Origin of the sequence: Enhygromyxa salina, assembly GCF_002994635.1 — a bacterium.
GTDB lineage: Bacteria > Myxococcota_A > Polyangia > Nannocystales > Nannocystaceae > Plesiocystis > Plesiocystis salina_B.
This window is the reverse complement of sequence record NZ_PVNL01000030.1, coordinates 253,519-275,715: the sequence shown is the minus strand read 5'-3', so window position 1 is coordinate 275,715 and position 22,197 is coordinate 253,519. Positions and strand designations below refer to the sequence as shown.

Sequence of the window (22,197 nt, the reverse complement as noted above, 5' to 3'; positions counted from 1 at the left end):
GACGACCGATGAGCGATGTCATCTGGGACATCATGCGAGAGCACCTTGATGAGGCCGAGTTCCTCGTCGAGACCTGGTCCAATTGCGTCGACTCGCCCAAGTTCAGCGTCGCCAAGCTGCGCGCGGGGCCGGAGCAGCGGTTGCTCGCCCACCTCGAGGCGCTGCGCGTGGGCGGGCCGATCGTGGTCGAGCGGCTGCTGCTGCCCGCGCTGAACGAGGTTGACGACGATGAATTCCGCACCGCCGCGGTCGGCCTGGCGATCCTCCACGGGGCCGGACTCGACGCCTGCGAGCAGCTGCTGGCGAGCTTGGATCGGGCCGAGGAGGTCGGGCACCGCGGTCTGGTCCGGGGGCTCTCGCTCAGCCAGCGCGACGGACTGGTCCCGTGGCTGGGGCGGGATCTCGATCGGCTCGCGCCGCGGGTCCTCGCCAGCCGACTGCAAATCCTGGCTGCCCACCGGGTCAACGCCGGTCAGCGACTGGTGGCGTGGTTGGGCGCGGAAGACCTCGAGGTCCGACGCGCTGCCGCACAGCTCGCCCGTCACACGGGCGCTCCGTCGGCGCTGCACCTGCTGCATCCGTTGATGCAGCACGAAGACGACGCGCTGCGCTGGGCCGCGATCGAGAGCGGGTTGATCCGCGGTCAGATGCCCGCGTGGTTGGCTGTCGCGCGTGAGGCCTTCAGCCCGCGTGGGGGGACCAGGCAGCGTGAGGCGTTGGGCTGGCTCGCGATGCTGGGCGACGCGTCGGTCCACCAGCGCCTGCTCACGACGCTGCGCGACGCACCGACGCGCGCGCTGGTCTGGGCGGCTGGGCTGACCGGGCGACCGGCTGCGATTGATCTCGCGCTCGAGCTGCTCGAGGACCCGCGGCTGGCTCGACTCGCGGGGGAGGTCGTGTGTGCGATCGCGGGGCTGCGCGACGACGAGCCGGATCACTGGCTGGACCGTGGCGTGCGGGTTGGCGACGCGGACGACGATGGCCTTCCTCCGCTGGACCGCGACGACCTCGAGCGAGGGGTGATCCCCAGCGGCGACGACAAGCTGCGGCTGCCGGACCCGGACGCGGTTCGGTTCTGGTGGGCCCGCCGTCGCAGTCAGCTCGATCCGCGGCTGCGCTACTCGAACGGGGCCGCGTTGGACCTACCTGCCCTCGCGCGCAGCCTGGCCGCGGTACCGACTCGACGTCGCCACCCGCTGGCGCTCGAGCTCGCGGCCCGAACCACGGGTCGAGCGCAGATCGCCACCTGGGCGCTCACCGGAGCGCAGCATGGGCAGATCCAAGACGTGTTCGCGCGCTTGGCCTTCGCGGACTTTCAGCGCGGGCTCGCGTTGCCGGGCAACTGATCGAGCGCCTTGCAGCGCGTACGCTGCCATCTAGATTGATGGAACATCTTGACCAGCGGCCAGGAATATGGCATCAAAAATGATGCCATCGAAGCCGAAGCTCGAGAGATCACTCCCCTCCGACGTCGGGAACTGGGTGCACGGGGACCGCTTCTGGGGCCGTGAACCCGAGCTGGCGGAGCTCACCGAGCTCATTCGGGATGGCGCAAACATCGCTATCGCCGCTCCGCGGAGGATCGGCAAGACGAGCATCATGCGCGAACTCGCGCGTCGCCTGGAGGGAGAGTTCGTCGCGGTCCACGTCGATCTTCAGGGCGCGGCCGGGCCCGAGGACCTGGTGGTCGAGCTCGCGCTGGCCAGCCGCGAGCACCGCGAGCTGCACAAGCGGGCGCTTGACGTGTTCCGCAACGCGCTCGGCGACGTGACGCAGCTTCAGGCGCGCGAGCTCGCGGTTCAGATCCGCAGCACGATGACCGACTGGCAGAGCAAGGCCAACCGGCTGCTCGACGAGTTCGTCGCCAACACGCCGCCCGTGGTCGTCTACTTCGATGAGCTGGCGATCCTCGTCAACCGCCTGCTCAAGGGCCATGACTACAGAGTTACCCCAGCGCGCGTCGCCGCCGTCGACCAGCTCATGTCCTGGCTGCGCGCGGCCAGCATTCGACACACCCGGCAGATCCGCTTTGTGATCGCCAGCTCGATCGGCCTGGCTCCCGTGCTCTCGCAGGCCAAGCTCAGCGCGACCCTCAACACGTTCACCCGCTTTCACCTCCCGCCCTGGGACCGCGAGACGGCGAGCGGGGCACTGAGCGCGCTCGCCAATCATGCGCGGATTGGCTGGGCCGAGGGAGCATCTGACGCGGTCCTCGATCGTCTGGGCATCCATGTTCCGCATCACGTTCAGGTGTTCTGGCGATCGCTGCGCGAGGATGCACGCCAGCGCAAGGTGTTCTACGTGACCCGTGCGGACGTCGAGCGGGTCTATCAAACCCATCTGCTCGGCTCGCACGGCCACCTCGAGCTGGCTCACTACGAAGAGCGACTCTCGACCAGCTTGGGCAGTGAGCTGGCGGAGCTCGCCGTCGATCTACTCAGCGAGACCGCGATCGTGGGGGCGCTTTCGATCCCCAGCGCGCGGGCGCTCGCGTCCGAGAGTGAGCCGCAGGCGCTTCGAGACGTCATCCACGTGCTCATCCACGACGGCTACCTGCAGCTCGAACGAGACGACTACGTGTTCGCCAACAAGCTCCTGCAGGACTGGTGGCGGGCACGCCATCGCCTGACTCATCGTCCACTCGCGCAGCGAGGCACCCATGGTTGAACGACGAAACCAAACCATGACCCACAACCCCGGCTTCTCGTCGGCCGACGAGCTCATCAACTCGTTCATCGCGCGGCAACCGGAGCTCGAGTCGGTGCTCGAGACCCTCTCGTACAACAACACCGCGAGCAATCAACATCTATTGATCATCGGGCAGCGCGGGATGGGTAAGACCATGCTGGTTCATCGCGTCGCACGGGCGATCGAGCGAGATCCGGAGCTGGCCGCCCAGTGGTACCCGATCGTGTTCGACGAACAAGCCTACAATGTGGGCTCCGCGGCCGAGCTGTGGCTGGAGGCGCTGCATCAGCTCGCCAGGCAGACCAACGATCAGAAATTGCGCAGCGCCCATGTTGCGCTTCGGCGCGAGCACGACAGCAAGCGCCTCCACGATCTGGCGCTCGCCCGTCTGCTCGACTTTGCCGACGAGCGCGGGGTCCGACTGCTGGTCGCGGTGGAGAACCTGCAGGACATCCTCGGAGCTCAGATGCACGAGGAAGAGGGTTGGATGCTGCGCCACACGCTGCTCAACGAGCCCCGGATCATGCTCCTCGCCACGGCGACGGCCCGCTTCGATGAGATTGAGCAGCCCAAGAAAGCCACTTATGAGCTGTTCGCCACCTTGCGATTGCGCCCCCTGAGCCGCGACGCCGTTCGGGCGGTCTGGGAGCAGCTGACGGGTGATCGACTCGAAGCGCAAGCGTGCCGCCTGATCGAGATCTGTACGGGCGGGAATCCACGCTTGCTCACCGTGCTGGCCGGCTTCGCACGCGGGCTCCCGTTGCGCGATGCACTGCACCCGGGACTGCTCGGATTGATCGACGATCAGAGCGACTATCTCGAGTCAAACATCGAGGCGCTGCCGCTCGATGAACGCCGGGTGTTCAAGGCCCTGTGCGAGCTGTGGGACCCCAGCCCCGCACGCGAGATCGGGGAAGTCGCGCGGTTCACCGTGAACAAGGCCAGCATGTTGCTCGGACGCTTGGTCCATCGCGGCGCCGTCGAGATCGTGACAATCAGGGGCCGGGCCAAGTACTACCAGACGAGCGAGCGGCTGTATGGCCTGTTTCATGGCCTTCGCCCCAGCCCGAGTCCACACAATCGGGTCGCCCACGTCATCGAGTTCATGGCACAATTCTACCTGCCGGAGCGCCTGCCCGAGGTGGCGATCGAATTCGAGGCTCGACTCACGGACGCGCCTCCGAACTCACGCCACGTGAAGGTTGCCGTCACCCGCGGAGACCACAATCGCGCCCTCGAGCTCCTGAGCCAGCTCGCCCGCGACACTCCCCAGTCGCTCAGCGAGCTGCGCGGTGTCCACCGCGACACCCTCTTGCAGCTCGCGGTCGCCAACCCCGAGGGTCTCCACGCGATCGCAACCACGATCCCGCTGTACGAGCCGCTCGCGTTCGCGCTCGCCCAGGAGCTCGGCCACGATGTCCTCGCCCCCCATGAGGTCACCGAGGTCGCCAACGACATCCGCGCGGAGCTACGTAAACTCCGGGGTCCGAGCTACGTGGTCAATGTCCCCGTGCTCGCGGCCGCGGAGGATGCCCCCCGCCCGAAGGCCGCCAAGCGGCGCAGCCCGAGCAAGCGGCGCAGCCCGAGCAAGTGGCGACGCTGATCCACGCTGCGCATCCATGATCGCCAGCGACTCGGGATCGCCAGCGACTCGGGATCGCCAGCGACTCGGCCTCGATCCCTCCGTCGGCTCGATTGGGCGTTTCCCTGCTAAGCTCGCGGCCGTGGACGACCCCGAGCTCCAGCGCGTCACCGAGCTGCTCGCCCGTGAGCGCGCCGGTCAGCTCGACGACGCCGAGCGCGAGGAGCTGGCGCTCTACGGCGAGCAACCCGACCTGGTCGAGCGAGCCCACGCGCATGTGCCCGCGCTGATCTTGCCGGGCACCAGCAACGACGGCGCGTGGCTCGAGCGGGTCCGCGCTGACGACGCGCTGGCACAGGCCGACCACGCGCCACGGATGCGTGCGGCGAGGGGCGTCGGGCTTGGCATGATGATCGGTGGCTGGGTGATCGGCATGTTCGGCACACCGCTCGGCCCCGCGCTGGCGGTGGCCGGCGCGGTGGTCGTGCTCGGGTCGTTTCTTCGGGTGCGACTCGGCCAACGAAGTGACCCTTACGACGAGATCAAGCGATGACCAACGGCAAGACATCGATGACACTTGCTCCCCTGGACCGAGCTGGGGGGGTGTTACTGGCGACCACGGACACGGTGCCCGGCTTTCAGATCGTGCGCGTGCTGGGGCTGGTGCGCGGCAACACGGTCCGCACCCGCAACGTCGGGGTCGATATCCTCGCGAGCCTGCGCACGCTGATCGGCGGCGAGGTCGAAGGCTACACCGCGATGCTCTCGCAGAGCCGCGAGCAGGCGCTCGATCGGCTGCGCGCCGAGTGTCTGTCCCACGGTGGCAACGCGGTCGTCGGCCTGCGCATGACCACATCGGCGGTCATGCAGGGCGCGGCCGAGCTGCTCGCGTACGGGACCGCGGTGGTGCTCGAGGTCGGCTGATCCGCTCCTGATTCATGCTGCAGCTGCGCAACACATCGCCCTTCGTGCCGACGATCTTCGCGACCCCAGATCGTCGCGGCGTCGACACGATCGTCGTGGTGCTCAAGGCCAGCTTCGTCGTCGCGGACACGCTCGAGATCGCCGCCGAGCAGCGCCCGATCACCCTCGCCGACGAGTACTGGGGCGACCCCACCGCGAGCAGCCTCCGCTATCCAACCGAGCTCCACCTGCCCAAGCCGGCGGCCGACGTGATCGTGATCGGGGAAGCCTGCGCGCCGCGGGCCCAGGCGGTCACCGAGCTCGACGTCCACGTGCGCGTGGCCGATCAGCTCAGGCGCGCCCGGGTCTACGGTGATCGCAGCTGGGTCGAGTACGGCGGCCATGTCCAGCCCAGTCGCCCGCTCCCGTTCGTGCGCACGCCGATCACCTGGGAGCGAGCGTTCGGCGGCCGCCACCTGAGTGACGCGCAGTCGACCGAGCATCGCAACCCCGTGGGTGTCGGCTTGCTCGGCGCTCGCAGGCCGCAAGCGATGATCGGCCAGCCAGTCCCCAACGTCGACGACCCCGACGAACCGTTGACCTGGCTCGGGCAGACCCCAACGCCGACGGGCTTCGCCGCGATCGCGCCAACCTGGCAGCCCCGGGTGGCCTACGCGGGCAGCTACGACGCGAGCTGGCGCAAGCATCAGGCCCCGTTCTTACCCACCGACTTCGACCCACGGTTCTTCTGCAGCGCGGCACCAGGGCACAGCTTCGCGTCGGGCCTGCACGGCGGCGAGCCCGTCACGCTGTCCGGATTCGACGCCGATCGAGCCTGGCAGTTCGCGCTGCCGCGGTGTCGCTTCGAGGTCCGCGCGGTCGTGGCGGGGGCGACGAATGACTTGAACCCCGTGCTCGACACTGTCCTCATCGAGACCACGAACGACCACCACCTCAGCGTCGCCCTGACCTGGCGCGCGAGCCTGGCTGTCGACGAGCAGCTGCTTCGGGTCTCTCACGTCGACGTCGGCCTGGCCGAGCTGAGCGGCGCGACCGAGCCGCGAGGATCCAAGCAATGACCGAGGCGCTCGCCGTCGTTCGCGTGGGGGTCTGCTCCCCGATCGGCCTCGACACCCGCCAGACCGCCGCCTCGATCCGCGCCGGGATCACCCGCAAGCGCGAGACGTGGGTGCTCGACGGCGAGCTCGAGCCGGTCGTGATGGGCCACCTCGACGACACTCATCTGCCCCCGATCGCCCCGTCGCTGCGCAAGTGCGTGCGGGCCAGTCCGCTCGAGCCCCGGCTGCTCCGGCTCGCGACCCGGGCGATCCAAGAAGCGCTCTCGCACGAGTTCACGAAGGTCGAGCTGCCCCTGTATCTGGCCACCCCGCGGCCGCTGCCGGGCTACGCGTTCTTGTCCGAGCAGTTCATCCCGATGCTCGGGGTCCAGACCGAGCGGCGCCTGACCTCGAGCGCGAGCCGGATGTTCGCCGATGGCCGCGCGGGCATGTTCACCGCGATCGCGGCTGCCCGCGACCAGCTGCTGATCCCCGGTCACGCCGAGTTCGTGCTGGTCGGCGGCGTCGACAGCCACCTCGACCACGAACGGATCGCCGCGCTCGAGCGCGACGGTCGGCTGCGCACCTCCGGGCCGCAAGACGCGTTCACCCCGGGCGAAGCGGCCGCGTGCTTGGTGCTCGCGACCGCCGCGACCTGCCGACGGCGTGGCCTGACCCCGCTCGCGTGGATCACCGCGCTCGCGCTCGCCGAGCCTTGCGAGCCTCGCCGCACGACCCTGGCGACAGCGTGCAGCGCCGTGCTCGACCAGCCCCGCGGCGAGGGTCAGCTGGTCCACTTGGTCATGGCCGGCCTCAACGGCGAGAGCAGCTCGGCCAACGCGTGGGGGGTCGCGTTCGTGCGCAACCGCGAGCATTTTGCCGAGCCCCTGTGGATCGAGCACCCCGCCGAGTACGTCGGCGACTGCGGGGCCGCGCTCGCGCCCTTGATGCTCGGCACCGCGACCCGCTTCATGCAAGCTGGCGTCGCGACCGGCCCCACCTTGGTGTGGGCGTGCTCAGACCCCGGCCGCTGCGGCGCGCTGTTGCTGTATCCTGGCGGCTGACATGGGCCAGCGAACTTTCGCCAACGGACGCGGTGTCGCCCACGGCAACAGCGGCGGCATGAGCATCGTGTTCCCCGACGTGTGTCTGACCCCCGGCCCCGCCGGGCCGGTGCCGATCCCCTACCCCAACATCGCGCGCTCGGCCGACACCGCCGACGGCCCCGCGACGATCACCTGCGACGGCGCGATGCCCATGAACAAGGGCGCCAAGTACAGCAAGTCGTCGGGCGACGAGGCCGGCTCCAGCGGCGGGGTCGCAAGCGGGACCAGCCGCGACGCCGCCGAGTTCATGCTGTACTCCTTCGACGTGAAATTCGAGGGCAAGGGCGCGTGTCGGCTCGGGGATCCGCTGTTTCACAACAACAAGAACACGCTCGGCTGACCGCGCAAGTCGGGCCGTCGCGCTCTTTGGATCCGTTACTTGGGTCCGTACTCGCTCGCCAAGCTCTCAATCCGTGCCTCGAGCTCGGCGGGCTCGACCTCGCGCTGGCGCATCTGCTCGAACTTGGCCGCGAAGCTGGTCGGGTTGCCGTAGCGCGGCGTGGTGTAATTGTCCGCGGCGCCCGGATCTTCACGCATGTCGGCGAACCAACTCTCGAGCTGCAGCGGCGTGGCCTTGGGATCCGCGACAATGCTGGTGTGCGCGTGCTCGGCCGGCAGCCGCAGGTAGTCATCGATCGATCCAAACGCGAGGCTGTCGCGACCCAGGCGCAGCGCGTTGACGTGACACTCGATCGCCACTGACCCAGGCTCGAGCCCGGCGACCCCAAGCCGCGAGCCCAGCAGCACGGCCGCGTGCGCACGACCGCGACCGATCACCGAGTCGATGACCACGCAGCCACGCACGCTGCCGTCGTCGGGCACCTGCGAGTCGCCGACCAGATAGTTGCCGTGGCGATCCGGCGCGAGCCCGCCAAACCCGGCGAGCTCGCGCGCGAAGTCGCCTTGCTCACCCTGGACCGCGAGCGCCGACCAGACCGCGCGCGCCTTGCTGAGCTGCCCGATGTCACCCCAGTACGACTCGGCGCCGATGTCGACCACCACGATCCGCAGCGGGTGCCCGCGCTCGGCCTGAATTCCGCGGCGCAGCTCGGCCACCCGCGCGTAGAAATCGGGGCAGCGCGCGATCAGGGCCCGCAGCTCGGCGTCGCGCTCGAGCTCGGCTGCCCACTCGGCCTCGTCGTGGGTCAGCGCCTCGAACAGGTAGCCGTCGACGTCGAGCCAGCCTTCGCAGTCGCCAAACACCCGCTCGGCGTGACGCAGGAACAGGTGCGAGAACGCGGGGCTGCCCACGTGCACGAAGCTGTTGCCCCGACGCGCGCCCTGGTGCTCGTCGATCCGCTCGCGCAGCTGCTCGAGCGGACGCCGCCGCAGCTGAACGATCAGATCGCGCGAGCCCGCGTCCGCGAGCAGCCACTCCTTGGAGCGCGCGAGCTCGCTGTCGTGCTCGCTGGTGCCCAGGCTCGCGCCCGCGCCAAACCGTATGGCGTCGACGTCGGACAGATCGTAGTCGAACGCCGTCGCCAGCCTCGCGGCGACCTGCGGCTCATCCCCCCACTTCCACGCGACCCCGCGAAAGCCATGACTCTCGAGCGCCCACGCGACGAGCGTCCAGGTCCACAGCGACCCGGTCACGCCGTCGAGCCACACGGGCCCGAGCGGCCCCTGGACCCGCACCGGGACCGGAAACAGCGGCTTGATCCCGTGCAGCCGCTGGGTGATCGGGCTCAGCCGCGTGCCCTTGCCCGGCAGCATCACGCCCAGCGAGACGCGATCGGGATCGAGGCCGCCGTCGCGCTCCCGTTGGCTGCGCAGCGCGTCGATCAGCCCCAGCAGCTGGCCCCGCCGCGTCGCCTCTTCGTGCACGTAGACCTTGGTGGACCCGTCGGCCCTGAAGATCGCGGGGGTCAGCGCCCGCAGCCGCGCCCGCAGCTCGGAGCTGTCGCCAGCGTTGACGATCGCCATGACCTGCGAGGGGCCGGTGGACTCGGCGACCAACCGACGGGTCTGCGCCAGGTTCTCGCGCTTGGCCTCGTTGACGCTGAAGATCCGGAGCTCCCGCGTGGGTTGATCCTCGATCGCAACCGGATGCACGCGTGGCGGCAGCGGGATCGTGACCTGAACGACCTCACTGTCGGCGGTCTGCGCGTCCAGGCTCAGGCTCGGGATTCCGGCCGGCAGCAGCAGCGACTCGCCAGCTCGGAGCACGCCCCAGTGGACCCCGTTTGGGCCCTGCAGCCGAACCGAGCCGCGGATCCCATGCAGGGTGGTCGGCAGGCCCTCGGCCAGGGCGGGGACCGACAAGCCCGGCCGCGGGCACAGGTGATCGACCACGAACGCGCCGCAGCTGACCGAGCGAAACGCCCCGGCCCGACCCGCGATCGGCCTGCGCTCGCACACGAACTCCGCGGCATGCGAGGCCCGGCAGGTCATCGCCGCGAACGCCTCGTCGATCGCCAGATCCCGGGCTGGGAACCGCACGTGATCCCAGGCGCGGTGGGTGGTGCCGGGCCGCCGGACCTCGAGCATGAGCACGGCTCGGCCCTCGGGGTTGCCGAGGCAGTGGACCTGCGCCGAGGGGATGTCCGGCGTGCTCGCGCCAGGTGGATCCGCGTTGAAGATGACCATGCCCGGGGCCACCTCGATGACGTTGAGCGCGTCGAGCATCGCGCGATAGCAATTGTCGAGCACCGTGAGCGCCTCGAGCAGCCGCGGCTTGTCGCTGGAGTTGGTCAGCAGCGGCGTGAGCCGCTCCCCCAGCCGCGCGACCGCGTCGGGCTTGCCCAGCAGCTCGGCGAGCTGCGGCGCGTAGCGTTCCTCCGGCACCCAGAACATCGCATCCAGCTGATCTTGAGTGGCGCGGGCGGCTCGCAGCATCTGTCGCATCTGCTCGACGTCGACGTCGCGGTTGAAGCCAACCCGCAGCGTGGCCCCGGGGTCGCAGCTGATCACCACATACGCCTCGGGGTTGCCGGGCGGGTGGCTCTGGACCGAGAGCAGCCCCTCGACGTCGAGCAGCTTGGGCAGCAGCGGCAGGTTGGGCCCGTACGCCGCGAAGAAGCTGGGCCCGAGCACGGTCTCGCCCGCGCGGCCGAGCAGCTCGCCCAGGCCCATCGACGACCCGTCCGCGAACTCGACGATGCTGGGGTAGCGCGCCGCTTCGGGATCATCTGGGTAGGCCGAGACTTCGAACGACTCGCCGTAGCGGCCGGGCCGGGTCGCGCCCTCGAGGCCCTTGAAGGTCAGCAAGCTGCGACCCCCCCACGGGCGCGGCACCAGGTTGTCTCGTCGAAGTCGCAGCGGCTCGGTCGCCAGCCGATCGAGCACTTGCTTGACCTCGCCACGCGCGAGCCTGCGCAGCTCGCCCGTCTCGTGCGGCACCGTCAGCTCTTCGTTGATCGGCGCGGTCGACTCGTCGGACTCGAGCTCATCGATCCTGTCCTTCGGCATCCAGCCAAGACTACTCTACCTCACCCGGGTCACGTCGAGCGCCAGGCGATTGTTGCTGGGCTTGGCGGCGACGTCGATCCGATAGACCCGACCCACGTCGTCCTCGACGAACAACTGGTCGCCGGGCGCGATGCGGATCTTCTCGTGGGTGTCGTCGCCGTCGACCTCCGCCGTGCTCGACAGCTTGGTGGTCAGGCCCTGATCCGCGAAGAACCCCGGGTTCGCGTAGGCGTAGGGCCGCGCGGGGCCGCTGTCGTCGACCGGGATGTCGTCGGCGGTCACGAAGAACAGCCAGTCGCCCTCCCACTGATCCGAGCCGCCCGGCTTGGGCTTCCAGTAGTAGAAGTCGGCGAACCCGAACGTGTTCGCCGTCAGGTTCTCGGCCAGATCTTGCAGCGCGACCGGATCCGCGGCCATGTTGGTGCGGATCTCGGCGACGATGTCCTCGGCCTCGACCCCGAGCGACACATCGGACAGCGTGAACGCAATGTCTGCGTCCCCCTCCTGAAGGCCGCCGTCGTGCAGCCGCACCTGCGCGAGCTCGAGCACGACATCCCACGCGTAGCTGGGCGGCGGCGGGTTGCCGACGTTGTTGAAGGTCTCGAACTCCACCCAGTGGCTGTCATCAATGCAGGCCGAGAACGCCTGCACGCCGGTCCCGAGCTCGTACTCGGTGCAGTGGTTCGAGATGTTCTGGGCCGAGAGCATGGTCATCTCGGCCACGACCCGCTCGAACTCCCACGGCGGCAGGCTCCACGCTGGCGAGTCCCCGGTTGGCAGCGGGTCTTTGTTGGTGCCGCTGGCGATGAACTGATCGTTCTCGACCATGACCACCGTCATCGACGAGATCGACGGATTGGCGACCAGGCCCTCGACCTGCATCCAGTCCGGGTCATTGACTGGAAACACCGACTCGATCTGGCTGGCGATGCTGTTGACGCTGGCGCCGCTGACGTCGGTTAGATCCGCGCCCTTGAACGGCAGCGGGTTGAGGTCGACCTTCACGGTCATCGCAAACTCTTCTTCGATCACCGATAGCCCCGTAGCGTCCTCGATGAACCCCGGGTGCTCGCCGAACTCGGTCGCGGTCGGGCCAAACCGATCCGCGAGATCATCGAAGTTGCTGACGACGTCACCCAGCGTGATCGGCAGCGAGTTGGGCGCGACCGGCCAGAGCCCGTCGGGGTGCGCGGCGTCGATCGGCCCGTCGCGCAGCTGGGTGGCCGGGTGACTGGCGATCAACCCCTCGACCACCGCCTGGGTGTTGGCCTCGATCGGGATGAAATTCTCGGTCACGCCGATCTCGAAGATGTCGCTCAGGGCCTTGGCTGGCGGCAGCCCGACCGACGACGACAGGCCGATCAGCTCCTCGAGCGAGGTGCCCGAGAGATCGACGTTGTCAGGCGTGATGTTGAGCAGCGTCCGCATGTTCTGGGCCGCCTGCGGCAGCTGCGAGACCTGATCGGCCGGCAGCTGCTTGAGCTGCGTGAGCGCGTTTTGAACCAGCGGCGTCAGCTCGAGATCGAGCAGCCAGACCCCATCCAGGGTCGATTGTGGCATCGCGCGCAGATCGTCGAGGGTCAGGACCTGCTCGAACCCCTCGACGTCGAAGCGAAGGTAGCGAAGCTCGATCCGCCGGGTCTCGGACACGGCGATCTCGGCCTGGGGTTGGTCGTCCTCGATCGTCAGCGGCTCGATGCAGCCGCCGAGCGGGAGCGCGATGCCCACCGCGAGGGCGCCGACCAGCGCCAGGCTGCTGAATGTGTTCGTGAGCTGCGACATTAGTTGGTTCGCTTCGAGATGTAGGCGGTGATCTCGGTCAGGTCGTCAGCGGGCGCGAGCACGCGGATCTTGTAGGTGTCACCCTCGTCATCGGCCGCATACACGACGGTCTCACCCGGCTCGATCCGCAGCTTCTCGTGCATCGTGTCGCCGACCCCGGAGATGCTCGTGGATGACAGCTTGGTGGTCAGGGCCGCGTCGGCATAAAAGCCCGGCGCGGCCCAGGCGTAGGGCAGGCCCTCCAGCAGATCATCTGGCGCGACCCAGAACAGATAGGGCACCCCATCGTCGGCGCGGCGATAATAGAAGTCGACCGGCCCGCTGTTTTCTTTGTAGTTGCCCAGCAGATAGCCCGCGATGTCCGACGCTTGCCCCTGCAAGAACGGCCGGACCGCGGCCTCGGCTTCCTCGCCCGTGAGCCCGCAGGGGATGTCTTCCAGGGTGAATTCGACGTTGGCCGCGCCCTCGGGGAAGCTCGCGGGACCCTTGGGATCGAGGTGGTGGAGGTTGTGCTGCGCGACCTCGTTGATCAGTTCCCAGACGTACTGCGCGGGCGGCTCGTCGAACAGGAAGCCCAGCGGGACATTGAACACCGCCCAGCCGCCGGGGTTGCCGTCCTGGCCGACCTCGACCAGGTCGATGAACAACTTGGTGACCACGCTCTTGAGCGACGAGTAACGCAGCAGGCCCGCGTACGCGACCATGTACTCGAGATCCCACTTGTCGAGGGTCCAGACCAGGCCGTTGCCGACCGGCACGTTCGGCTTGTTGCCGATGCACGCGGGGCTGACCTCCTCCGTGCACGACTCGATGAAGCCGTCGTGCTCGAAGATCGCAAACCGCAGATCCAAGCTCGGGTTGGGGTTGAGCCCGGTCATCGAGAATTTGTCGGGGTCGGTGAAGTCGAACTCCGCCTCGTCATCGAAGCTGGGCCCGCTCACGTCGACGATCACCGAGATGAAGTCCTTGTCGCCCGACAGATCCACGCCGTCGAGCACCCGCAGGTTGGACTCGGCGATCACCTTCATCTCGAAGTCGGGGCCGAACACCTCGCCGTGGGTCGGGTAGTCGGCGACCAGCACGCCCGGGTGATCGCCGACCGGCCCGAGCCGCGTCGACAGGGTCGCCATGTCGGTGAGCGCGTCCGCGAGGGTCACGACCATCTTGCCGTCGGCGGACACCTCTGGATGGGTCGCCAGCAGGTTGACCTTCATCGACGCGACGACCGACTGCGTGTCGAGGAACTCGCCGTTGACGGGGATCCCCAGGCTGTCCGCGAGCATGCCCGGGAACCCGCCCGTAAACAGCGACAAGAACTCGGTCACACCTGCCACGCCCGCGAGGCTGGTCCCGTTGACCACCGAGTTGGCCGGCGTCATCGTCAAGATTCGCACCATCGAGAACTCGGCCGAGCTCTGCCAGTCGCCACCGCCGAAGGTCTGCCCCAGCGCGGTCAACGAGCAGTCGTGGTTGGGGTCTTCACTGTCGAGCTGCCAGCTGGTGCCGCAAGCGTTCTTGATCGTGTTGAGCGTGTTGGTGAGCAGCGGCGTCGAGTCGAGCTCGAGCAGCTCGATCTCGCTGGCGACGTCGCCGAACAGCTCACTGACCTCGTCGCGGCCCATCTGCAGACTCAGCGGAGGCGGCGCGTCGTCGCTGATCCGCAGGGTGATCTCGGTCTCCGCGCCAAACTGCTCGTCGCCGGCCGTGTCGTTGGACTCGTCGCCGGTCGTGGTCCCCGTGTCCGTGAGCGTGCCCGCGTCGCCGCTGCCGCCGAGGCCGTCGTCGCCACAGCCCGCCGCCGCGAACAGCCCAGACCCCGCGAACAGACCGAGCAACAACAGCGGGGAACCAAAGCGAAGCGGGCGATCTACATGCGACATAAAGATCCTCGACCGGGGCAATCTACCATCCTCCGGGTCGGGTCGGGGGACTCACCGGGGGCGACGAACTTGCGGCTTGCGCTACAAGCGCGGCGCACGTCTGGCACCCTGAAGCTGCACGACGTGCGGAAAAATCTAGCTACTGTCACCCCTTCCCCTTCAGCACCTTCCCGCCGTTGCCAAACTTCACGATCAAGTGCAGGTGCACCCCCCCCAGCACCAGCTCATAGGTGCCATTGCCAAGATCGAAGGTGGACGTCGTCACCGTGCGCGGCAAGATCCCCTGGACCTCGCCGTCGGCCATGAAGCCGATCCGCTCGTTGATCGCCACCGCGACCCCGAGCGCGCCGAGCAGCCGGTGACCATCGGGCGACGCGACGTCAATGGTCTGATCGGGGCTGGCCGGCGAGTGGTAGCCGAGCGTGGCCGACAGCCGCACGCGCTCGCGCTTGTCGACGGTCGCGCGCACGCTCAGCTCGGCGTGCACGGTGCCCTGCCAGTCGCGCCGCAGGGCGACCTCGGTCCGGCTGGGCAGGCCGATCTCGGGCTGGGCCAGGTCGGGCGAGTCCAGGGTGATCACGAACGCGTCGAGATCCGACCAGAACACATACGCAAAATTTCCGTCGACGCGCAGCCGCTTCGAGATGTCATACGCGATCCCGAGCATGATCCGCTTGGGCAGTCGAAAGCTCAGCTTGGCGTCGCCCGTGACCAAGGGCGGGAACGCCAGGCCCTGGCCCGCGAGATCCTGCGTGAAGAACTCGTCGTTCATGTCGAGCTGGAATCGCCCGTTGACGTTGAGCCGCGAGCCATGATCATAGGTCAGGCCCAGCCACAGTGGATCGATTGGGTTGGCCGCCAGCGCCACATTGAACGTCGCGTTGTGCGAGTAGCCGTCGGTCAGCGCGAACGGCCGCGCGAGCACGGACAGCTCGCGCACGGTCGAGGGCGCGGCGTCGCCAAAGTCGTTGGGTTGGTTGATCGGCGGGTTGGCCAGCGCCTGCGCGAAGATCTCGACCGCCGCGAAGTCCTGGACCCGGGTCAGCGACACGACGCCCAGCACATATGAAGCGCTGGCGCCGAGCGAGACCCGCTCGTGCAGCTTGACCCCGAGCCCGGCCGAGATCCGCGAGACCGCGATGAAGGCGTCTTGCAGGGCGAAGCGCTGGTCGCCGTCTGCCGGAAAGCTCAGCGGCGCGGCGTAGGGCACGTAGGCGCCAAACCCCAGCGTGAGCCGATCTTTGATGACGGGCGCCGACACGAACAGCCCCGCGTTGGGTGAGAAGATCGGCGAGGTCACCCGCGGGTACGCGCCCGGCTTGCTGGGGTCGATCGCGGCCGGGTCGATCGGCTCGGCGAACTCGAGCGAGTCTTCGAACTGATAGGCCCCGAGCCGATCACGCTGGTAGCCCACGAAGCCGCCCACCACACCGACGGTGATCAGGACCTCGCCCTTCTCGGCGAACCCGAGCATGGCGGGGTTCCAGTACAGCGCCGCCGCGTCGTTGGTCGTTGGGCTCGAGAAGGTCGTGCCGATCTGCGGGACATCCAAACCGGACGCCCAGGCCGACCCGGGGGCCGCGATCAGCGTGGCGACGGTCAGGCCCAAGGTCAGGCCCAAGCCGGCTGGCCACGAGACTCGGGCGTGCGAACCGGCGCGAAATCGCATGGCGGCGATGCTCGCATAGGTCCGCGCAGCCGCGCTAGACTCATACTTTGCTTCATGGATGTCCCGTGATCGACTAAGTTGGAGGGGATGGACGAGGACGAGCGGATCAAGGCGCCAGAGCTGCAGGGCCGGGCGGCAGTGCTGGCGATCTCGCTGGTGATCATCGCGCTCGCTGGTGGCACCGCATGGGGCTGGTACTACGCGGGGCCACTCGGCGGGTTGCTCGGCGTCCTGCTTGGCACCGCGATCGGTGCCTTGTTGTTCACGATCGTTCGCGCCATCGCGTCAGGCCAGCAGTTCGACGAGCCGCCCGCGCCCGATGTCCGTGAACTTCCGCCTGATCAAGCCATGCAAGTATTGACGGCCCTCATGGCAGCGAGCGCCAGCGGCTCGTACGCCCGACTCGAGCTCGAAGGCGGTCTGCTCGCAGAGATCGCCAAAGCCAAGAATCGCGCCAAGACCGGCGATCTCGACGGCGCCATGGCCCAGCTGCGCGCGCTTCAAGAAGAGCACCCGCGCTCACCCGCGGTCCCGCTCGAGATCACCCGGGTGCTCGCGGGGCACGAGGCCCACGACGAGGAGCGCCAGCGGGCGGTCGTCACCACGATCAGCTTGGCGATCCGCGGCGGCATGAACCGCCTCGCCGCCGAGCTGTATGAAAAGCTCGACCAAGATCGGCGCGACAAGCTCGAGTTCGACGACGTGATCTGGGAGCGGCTGGCCAGGGTATTCGCGGCCCGCGACGACAGCGAGAACGCGGCCGCGTGTCGGGCCCGGGTCCAGTCGACCGAGCCGCTGCCAGATGACTCGATGGTCGGCGAGATCTAGCGCGTAGCGAGTCTCCAGATTCGGGTGTAATCGATTAGGGCGACTCCGGCTCGAGCGCCCGGTCGTGCATGGACTGCAAGATCTCGCAGGTCTCCGGATCCACGCTGCAGCCCACCAGCGCGGCCTCGAGCACCACCGCCGCGCGAGCCCGGTCCCCGGGCCCACCGCGCATGAGCAGCGCGTCGGCGAGATAGCACCGATTGGCCCGGAGCAGCTCGGGGTCGACCGCCTCGCCGCCCTCGAGCAGCTCGACGGCCTGCCCGAGCTCGACGATCGCCGGGTTCAGCTCCTCGAGGTTCAGGTACACCAGCCCGAGGTTGGTCACCGTCGACGCCAGGCCGATGTGCCCCGGCGGCAGCGCGCGGCGCTTGATCGCCAGCGAGGCCCGATAGTGGACGATCGCCTGCTCGAGCTCGTCGGCCGTGAACGCGACGTTGCCCAGCATCTCGTGAGGCTCGGCCCGGTCGAGGTTCGAGGGGCCGAGCTCGTGCTCGTAGATCGTGCTGGCCTTGCTCGCGTGGGCCCGGGCCCGCTCGACCTCACCCGCAGCGAGCTCGAGGCCCGCGCGCAGCAGCTCGATCGCCCCCACGTCCCGGTGCTCGGGCCCGCGCGCGGCCGCATAGATCACAAACGCGAGGTCGGCCTGCTCGCGCGCGCGCTCGAGCTCGCCCTGCTCATAGGCGAGCCGCGCGAGGTTGTAGTGGGCGTTGGCGACCCGCGGGTGCCCGGCGCCAAACGACTCGACGCTGGCGGCGAGGGCCTGCTCGTAGATCACGCCCGCCGCAGCTCGGTCGCCTCGCGCGACCAACACGTTGCCGAGGTCATTGAGCATGATGCCCCGATCCGGGTGGCCGGGCGCGTGGGCTTCCAACAGCTCGAGGGCCGCGCGCAGGTGCTGCTCGGCGTGCTCGTTGTCGCCGTCGAGTCGCTCGAGGTTGCCGAGCGCCCAGATCCCGCGGGCGCGGGCGTGACCCAGCTGGCTGGTCCGCCCCTCGCCTGGTCGCTCACTAGCGGCAACCCCGAGTCCGGCGTGAGCCTCGAGCCGGTCGAGCCCGGACAGCGCACGCCGAGCCCACAAGCGACCACGCACGGGGTCGGGCTTGGTGTAGATCGACAGCGAGACCAGCTCGGTCGCCGCGATCGGCACGAGCTCGTGGTGCCGGCTGCGGTCGGCCTCGTCGAGGGCGTCCTGCAGCTGCGCCAGCGCTTCATCGGCGCTCGCGCTCATGCCCGAGTGCGCGAGCAGGCGGCCGTAGGTGACCTGAGCCTCGGCGATCAGCGGCGCGTAGCCGGTACCTTTGGCCTGCTCGACAGCCGCCTGCGCGAGCACCAGGCCCGACTCCCAGCGGCCTGTGCTGCCGCGGGTGTCGAGCTCGGCGAGGTGGCTGCGCAGCTCGGCGACCTCCATCTCGACCGTCCGTGGCGGCGGCGCCAGCTCGACGCCGCGCGCGTCCATGTCACCGCAGCGGGCCGGATCGGGCAGCGCCGCGGCGGCCTCGATCGCGTGCTCGACGACGGTGGGATCGGCCTCGTGCAGCTGACCGAGCAACGCGACGAACGCCCGGCGATCTCGGTCGAGGCACGCGCGACGGTGATCGAGGCTGGCCGGCTGGGTCGACGCGCCAGGCCGCTCACTCCGGGCCCGGTCCAGCTGCGCGGCCTCGCAGACCGCGACTCGCTGCCCCGCCCAGCTCTGCGCCCACGTCGAGAGCCGGGTCTCGGCGATCGACCAGGCCGCGTCGGCGTAGGCCAGCTCCGATCGCGCGAACGCGTCCGCGAGCTCGTGGGTGCGCTCGGGCGTCCACACCTCGGCCGTCGCGGCCTCGAGGGTCGGGCACGAAGGCTCGCGCTCGGGTGCCAGGATCCCGGCCGTCAGCGCCACCGCCACGACGGCCCCGATCCCACCGCCAAGCACCCACGCCCGCTTCGACTTGGCTTGCGCCGGGGGCTCGAGCGCCTCGATCAGCGCGTCCATCGACGGCCACCGCTTTGCAGGATCGGGGCTGAGCCCGCGCAGGATCACCTCGCGCAACCACGCCGGGACCACCGGAGCGGTCGCGGCGGGCGGCCTCCCCGGACCCGCTGACCTGGGCGGCGCCGCAGCGGCGGGCGGCTCGATCACCGCCCCCGCGTGGACCTGAACGATCAGCGCTTCCAGGCTCCGGGCCGCGAACGGTCGCCGGCCATAGAGCGCCTCGTGCAGCGCGACACAGAAGCTGAACTGGTCGGAGCTCGGCCCCGCGGGCTTGGCCATCAGCTGCTCGGGGGACATGTACGCGGGCGTGCCCATCCGCGCGCCCGTCCGCGTCAGCACGTCGGGGTGGCCCCCGCCATCGCTGGAGTCCGCGCGCAGGGTCACGCCAAACTCTGGGTCTGGATCGCTGTCGAGGGTGTCGGGTGTCCCGTCGTCGATGATCGTCTCGCCGCCGGTCCCGGCCGCCCCGGGCTTCGCCGCCACCGTCGGGCCAGACGCCGCCTCTCGTGGGGCGTCGGCAATGACATGAGGAGCATGACCAGCAGCATGACCAGCAGCATGATCAGCATCACCCACTTCAGCGTCTCGGGCGGCCCGGCCCAGCTCATGCTCGAGCGGCCGCGCCAGGCCAAAGTCCAGCACCCTCGGGCGCCCGTCCGCACCCACGATCACGTTGTCCGGCTTGAAGTCGCGGTGGACGACCCCCGCGGCGTGGGCCGCCGCGACCCCGCGTCCGGCGTCGGCGAACATTGCGAGGATCTCCGCGAGCGCGTGCGGGTCTCGCATCCACTCGCCGAGCGTCCGCCCTTCGACGAATTCCATGACCACGAACACCCGGCCATCGAGGTCGCCGACGTCGTAGACCTGGACCACGTTCGGGTGCGAGAGCTTGGCCAACGCCCGGGCTTCGCGACGCAGCCGGGCCTCGAGGTCGGCCCGCCCCGCGCGGGCGCGGTTGAGCACCTTGATCGCCAGCTTGCGATCAAGACCCTCGTGATAGGCCGCGTACACGACCCCGATCGCCCCACGTCCGAGCTCGCGCAGCAGCACGTAGCGGCCAAGCTCGGGCGGCTGCGTGGCGCTCACGCTCGGCGCGGTGGATCGGGTAGCGGCCATACTCGAGGTGGGGTCGCCACAATAGCGCAGGTCCTCGCGCGTCAGCGGTCTGGATCGCGCGTCAGCGGCCTGGATCGCGCGTCAGCGGCCTGGATCGAAGCGCTCGACCGACTCACCGAAGCGCCGCAGCTCGACCGTCGCACCCGCGCCATTGAGTGTCACGACCCACATGTCGCCATACTGGGCCTCGTCGATCTCCACCGCCTCGGGGACCCCGAGCCCCGCGAGCAACAGCGGGATTGTGTTCGAGTGACCGACCACCAGCACGTGCTGCCCGTGGCGCTTGCGCAGCCGCTCGACCAGCCCGTCGGTGTCCGCGGGGGGGTAGATGATCGGCTTGACCCCGTTGAGCGCGACCACGGCCGAGGCGGTGTCGTTGCTGCGCCGGGTCTTGGTCACATAGATCGCGCTGATGTCTCGGACGGGCACGTCTTCGGTCAGGCCCATGGCCCGCACCTGTCCGTCGCGCGAGAGCGGTGGATCCTTGCGCTCGGCCTCCGGCGCGTCTTCGGGGAGCTGCTGCTTCTCGGCGTGACGCACGATATAGATCGTCACGTCGGCCGGCTCGGGGCGGGGCGCCTCACAGCTGCACGACTCGCCGCAGCCGATCGCGCTCACACCCGCCAGCGCGAGCGCAGCCACGAGCAGGCGCCTGCGCGAATAGTCGCTCATTCGACCCTCAGCTGGGTGAGCTCGAGGCCCGCGAGCGGCGATTCGTCGAGGTCCGCGCCGTCGCCTGCGTGGCCCAATTCGGGATCCCACAGGTGCGATGGTTTGACGTTGCCGACCGCGGCCAGCAGGTTCTTGCGCAACAATGGATTGTCCTGCTCGAGCGACGCGAGCAACCCCTTGATCTGCTGGCGCTTGAGGTTGGGCTGCGAGCCGCACAGGTCACACGGCACGATCGGGAACCCGCGCAGCTGGACCCACGCGGCGATCTCGGCCTCGCCGCAGCTGGCCAGCGGCCGGATCACCACGTTGCGCCCGTCGTCCGAGTACAGCTTGGCTGGCATCGCCTTGAGCTGCCCGGCATAGAACGCGTTGAGCAACAAGGTCTCGATGACATCGTCGCGATGGTGGCCCAGGGCGATCTTGGTCGCCCCGAGCTCGGCGGCGACATTGTACAGAATCCCCCGCCGCAGGCGCGAGCACAGCGAACAAAACGCCTTGCCCGGCTTGGTGTTGGCCTTGACCACCGTGTAGGTGTCACGCGCGATCAAGCGATGGGCGAACCCGTGGGCGTCGAGGTGCTCGCGCAAGGTCGAGACCGGAAACCCGGGGTGGCCCTGATCGAGGTTGACCGCGACCAGCTCGAACGAGAACGGGACCATCCGCTCATACGCACGCAGCAGGTGCAGCAGCGCCCACGAGTCCTTGCCGCCCGAGATCGCGACCATGATCTTGTCGTCGGGCTCGATCAGCTCGAAGCGTCGGTTGAGCGAGGACATGTGGCGCAACAACCGACGCTCGAGCTTGGCGGCCCGATCGTCGACAGCATCGCTGGCGACGGCAGTCACAGCGCTCCTTGGACCAGCGAGATCAGCCGCGGCGCCTCCGCGACCATCTTGTCGATGTGGATGCGCTTGTGTGAGCGATACACCAGCCCGACCAAGTGGTTGTGCGCCCGCCACAAGATCAAATACGCCGACTCGGACTCGCGCCCCCCGCTGTCCCACGCGCTGACGTCCCGAAACCCGACGTTGACGCCGTTGACCGCCTCGACCCGTGGCATGTCGCCGATCCGCTGATCGAGCTGGCGCTGCGCGTCCTCGTCGTCGAGCGCTTGGATAATCGGCTCGATGTCGACGTCCGCGTCGACCGTCGCGTGCAGGGTCTTGGCCACGTCCAGCGCGACCGGGGCCAGCTGCTTGCCCTTGGCCAGCAGCGCCTCGGCGCCGTCGCTCTGCGCCTGCGCGCCCTTGGCCAAGATCCCGGTGGCCGCGTCGCTGAGCTGGCCGTTGCGCTCGGCCCACATCTGCTTGCCCTTGCCGACCGCGCTGTCGGCCAGCTCGCCGGCCTTGTCCTTGGCTTGCTCGCCGACTTCCTTGGCCTTGTCTTTGGCGAGCTCGCCGACTTCCTTGGCTTTGTCTTTGGCCTGGTCGGCGGCCGCGTCGGTGTCACACGCGGACAGCGACAGCAGGCTCAGCGCAAAGATCTGCACGAAGGTCGGCGAAGGTCGAGCGGTCACGACCTCGACGGTAG

General features: G+C 69.0%; 17 protein-coding genes. 9 read left to right on the top strand and 8 right to left on the bottom strand.

Annotation, left to right across the window (positions count from 1 at the left end; genetic code table 11):
• Nucleotides 1-32: 32 nt before the first annotated feature.
• From ENSA7_RS06065 to ENSA7_RS06030, 8 genes are all read left to right on the top strand, one after another.
• Nucleotides 33-1,346 carry a HEAT repeat domain-containing protein gene (locus ENSA7_RS06065; protein WP_146157387.1) on the top strand — a complete coding sequence of 438 codons (1,314 nt, stop codon included), beginning with the start codon at nt 33-35 and terminating at the stop codon, nt 1,344-1,346.
• A gap of 253 nt (nt 1,347-1,599) precedes the next feature.
• Entirely contained in the window at nt 1,600-2,667 is a 1,068-nt protein-coding gene (locus ENSA7_RS06060; protein WP_219907917.1) for a hypothetical protein, read from the top strand.
• Nucleotides 2,660-4,291, top strand: a complete 1,632-nt coding sequence (locus ENSA7_RS06055) for an ATP-binding protein (RefSeq protein WP_106088240.1) — start codon at nt 2,660-2,662, stop codon at nt 4,289-4,291. The genes ENSA7_RS06060 and ENSA7_RS06055 overlap by 8 nt, the downstream gene beginning before the upstream one ends.
• Before the next feature lie 121 nt (nt 4,292-4,412).
• Nucleotides 4,413-4,823, top strand: coding sequence for a hypothetical protein (locus tag ENSA7_RS06050; protein WP_106088239.1), 411 nt, complete (start codon nt 4,413-4,415; stop codon nt 4,821-4,823).
• A 50-nt stretch (nt 4,824-4,873) separates the two neighbouring features.
• The gene (locus ENSA7_RS06045) at nt 4,874-5,194 is read left to right on the top strand and encodes a YbjQ family protein (protein WP_106088238.1); all 321 of its coding nucleotides are present in this window, start codon (nt 4,874-4,876) and stop codon (nt 5,192-5,194) included.
• Between the two features lie 14 nt (nt 5,195-5,208).
• Nucleotides 5,209-6,252, top strand: coding sequence for a DUF2169 family type VI secretion system accessory protein (locus ENSA7_RS06040; protein WP_106088237.1), 1,044 nt, complete (start codon nt 5,209-5,211; stop codon nt 6,250-6,252).
• Entirely contained in the window at nt 6,249-7,295 is a 1,047-nt protein-coding gene (locus tag ENSA7_RS06035; protein WP_106088236.1) for a beta-ketoacyl synthase N-terminal-like domain-containing protein, read from the top strand. The genes ENSA7_RS06040 and ENSA7_RS06035 overlap by 4 nt, the downstream gene beginning before the upstream one ends.
• Before the next feature lies 1 nt (nt 7,296).
• Complete coding sequence (locus ENSA7_RS06030; protein WP_106088235.1) at nt 7,297-7,677, top strand: DUF4150 domain-containing protein; 381 nt, start codon at nt 7,297-7,299, stop codon at nt 7,675-7,677.
• A 35-nt stretch (nt 7,678-7,712) separates the two neighbouring features.
• Here ENSA7_RS06030 and ENSA7_RS06025 read toward each other — a convergent pair whose 3' ends face one another.
• The 4 genes from ENSA7_RS06025 to ENSA7_RS06010 form a co-directional block, all read right to left on the bottom strand.
• Nucleotides 7,713-10,745: a hypothetical protein gene (locus tag ENSA7_RS06025; RefSeq protein ID WP_106088234.1), complete on the bottom strand. Its 3,033-nt coding sequence runs from the start codon at nt 10,743-10,745 to the stop codon at nt 7,713-7,715.
• Between the two features lie 15 nt (nt 10,746-10,760).
• Nucleotides 10,761-12,527, bottom strand: a complete 1,767-nt coding sequence (locus tag ENSA7_RS06020; protein ID WP_106088233.1) for an acetyltransferase — start codon at nt 12,525-12,527, stop codon at nt 10,761-10,763.
• Nucleotides 12,527-14,365, bottom strand: a complete 1,839-nt coding sequence (locus ENSA7_RS06015) for a hypothetical protein (RefSeq protein WP_106088232.1) — start codon at nt 14,363-14,365, stop codon at nt 12,527-12,529. Before ENSA7_RS06015 ends, ENSA7_RS06020 begins: the two co-directional genes overlap by 1 nt.
• Nucleotides 14,366-14,552: 187 nt before the next feature.
• Nucleotides 14,553-16,076, bottom strand: a complete 1,524-nt coding sequence (locus ENSA7_RS06010) for an OmpP1/FadL family transporter (protein WP_106088231.1) — start codon at nt 16,074-16,076, stop codon at nt 14,553-14,555.
• A gap of 87 nt (nt 16,077-16,163) precedes the next feature.
• Between ENSA7_RS06010 and ENSA7_RS06005 the strand changes: the two genes are divergently transcribed.
• Entirely contained in the window at nt 16,164-16,904 is a 741-nt protein-coding gene (locus tag ENSA7_RS06005; protein ID WP_106088230.1) for a hypothetical protein, read from the top strand.
• A gap of 34 nt (nt 16,905-16,938) precedes the next feature.
• Here the strand turns inward: ENSA7_RS06005 and ENSA7_RS06000 are convergent, their stop codons facing one another.
• The 4 genes from ENSA7_RS06000 to ENSA7_RS05985 all read right to left on the bottom strand — a co-directional run bounded on the left by ENSA7_RS06000 (nt 16,939) and on the right by ENSA7_RS05985 (nt 22,183).
• A complete protein-coding gene (locus ENSA7_RS06000; protein ID WP_181233260.1) occupies nt 16,939-19,965 on the bottom strand; it encodes a protein kinase domain-containing protein in 3,027 nt (1,008 codons plus the stop codon).
• Nucleotides 19,966-20,076: 111 nt separating this feature from the next.
• Nucleotides 20,077-20,667, bottom strand: coding sequence for a histidine phosphatase family protein (locus ENSA7_RS05995; protein WP_106088228.1), 591 nt, complete (start codon nt 20,665-20,667; stop codon nt 20,077-20,079).
• Complete coding sequence (ttcA, locus tag ENSA7_RS05990; RefSeq protein WP_244923723.1) at nt 20,664-21,512, bottom strand: tRNA 2-thiocytidine(32) synthetase TtcA; 849 nt, start codon at nt 21,510-21,512, stop codon at nt 20,664-20,666. The genes ENSA7_RS05995 and ttcA overlap by 4 nt, the downstream gene beginning before the upstream one ends.
• Nucleotides 21,509-22,183, bottom strand: a complete 675-nt coding sequence (locus ENSA7_RS05985; protein WP_146157384.1) for a hypothetical protein — start codon at nt 22,181-22,183, stop codon at nt 21,509-21,511. The genes ttcA and ENSA7_RS05985 overlap by 4 nt, the downstream gene beginning before the upstream one ends.
• Between the last annotated feature and the right edge of the window lie 14 nt (nt 22,184-22,197).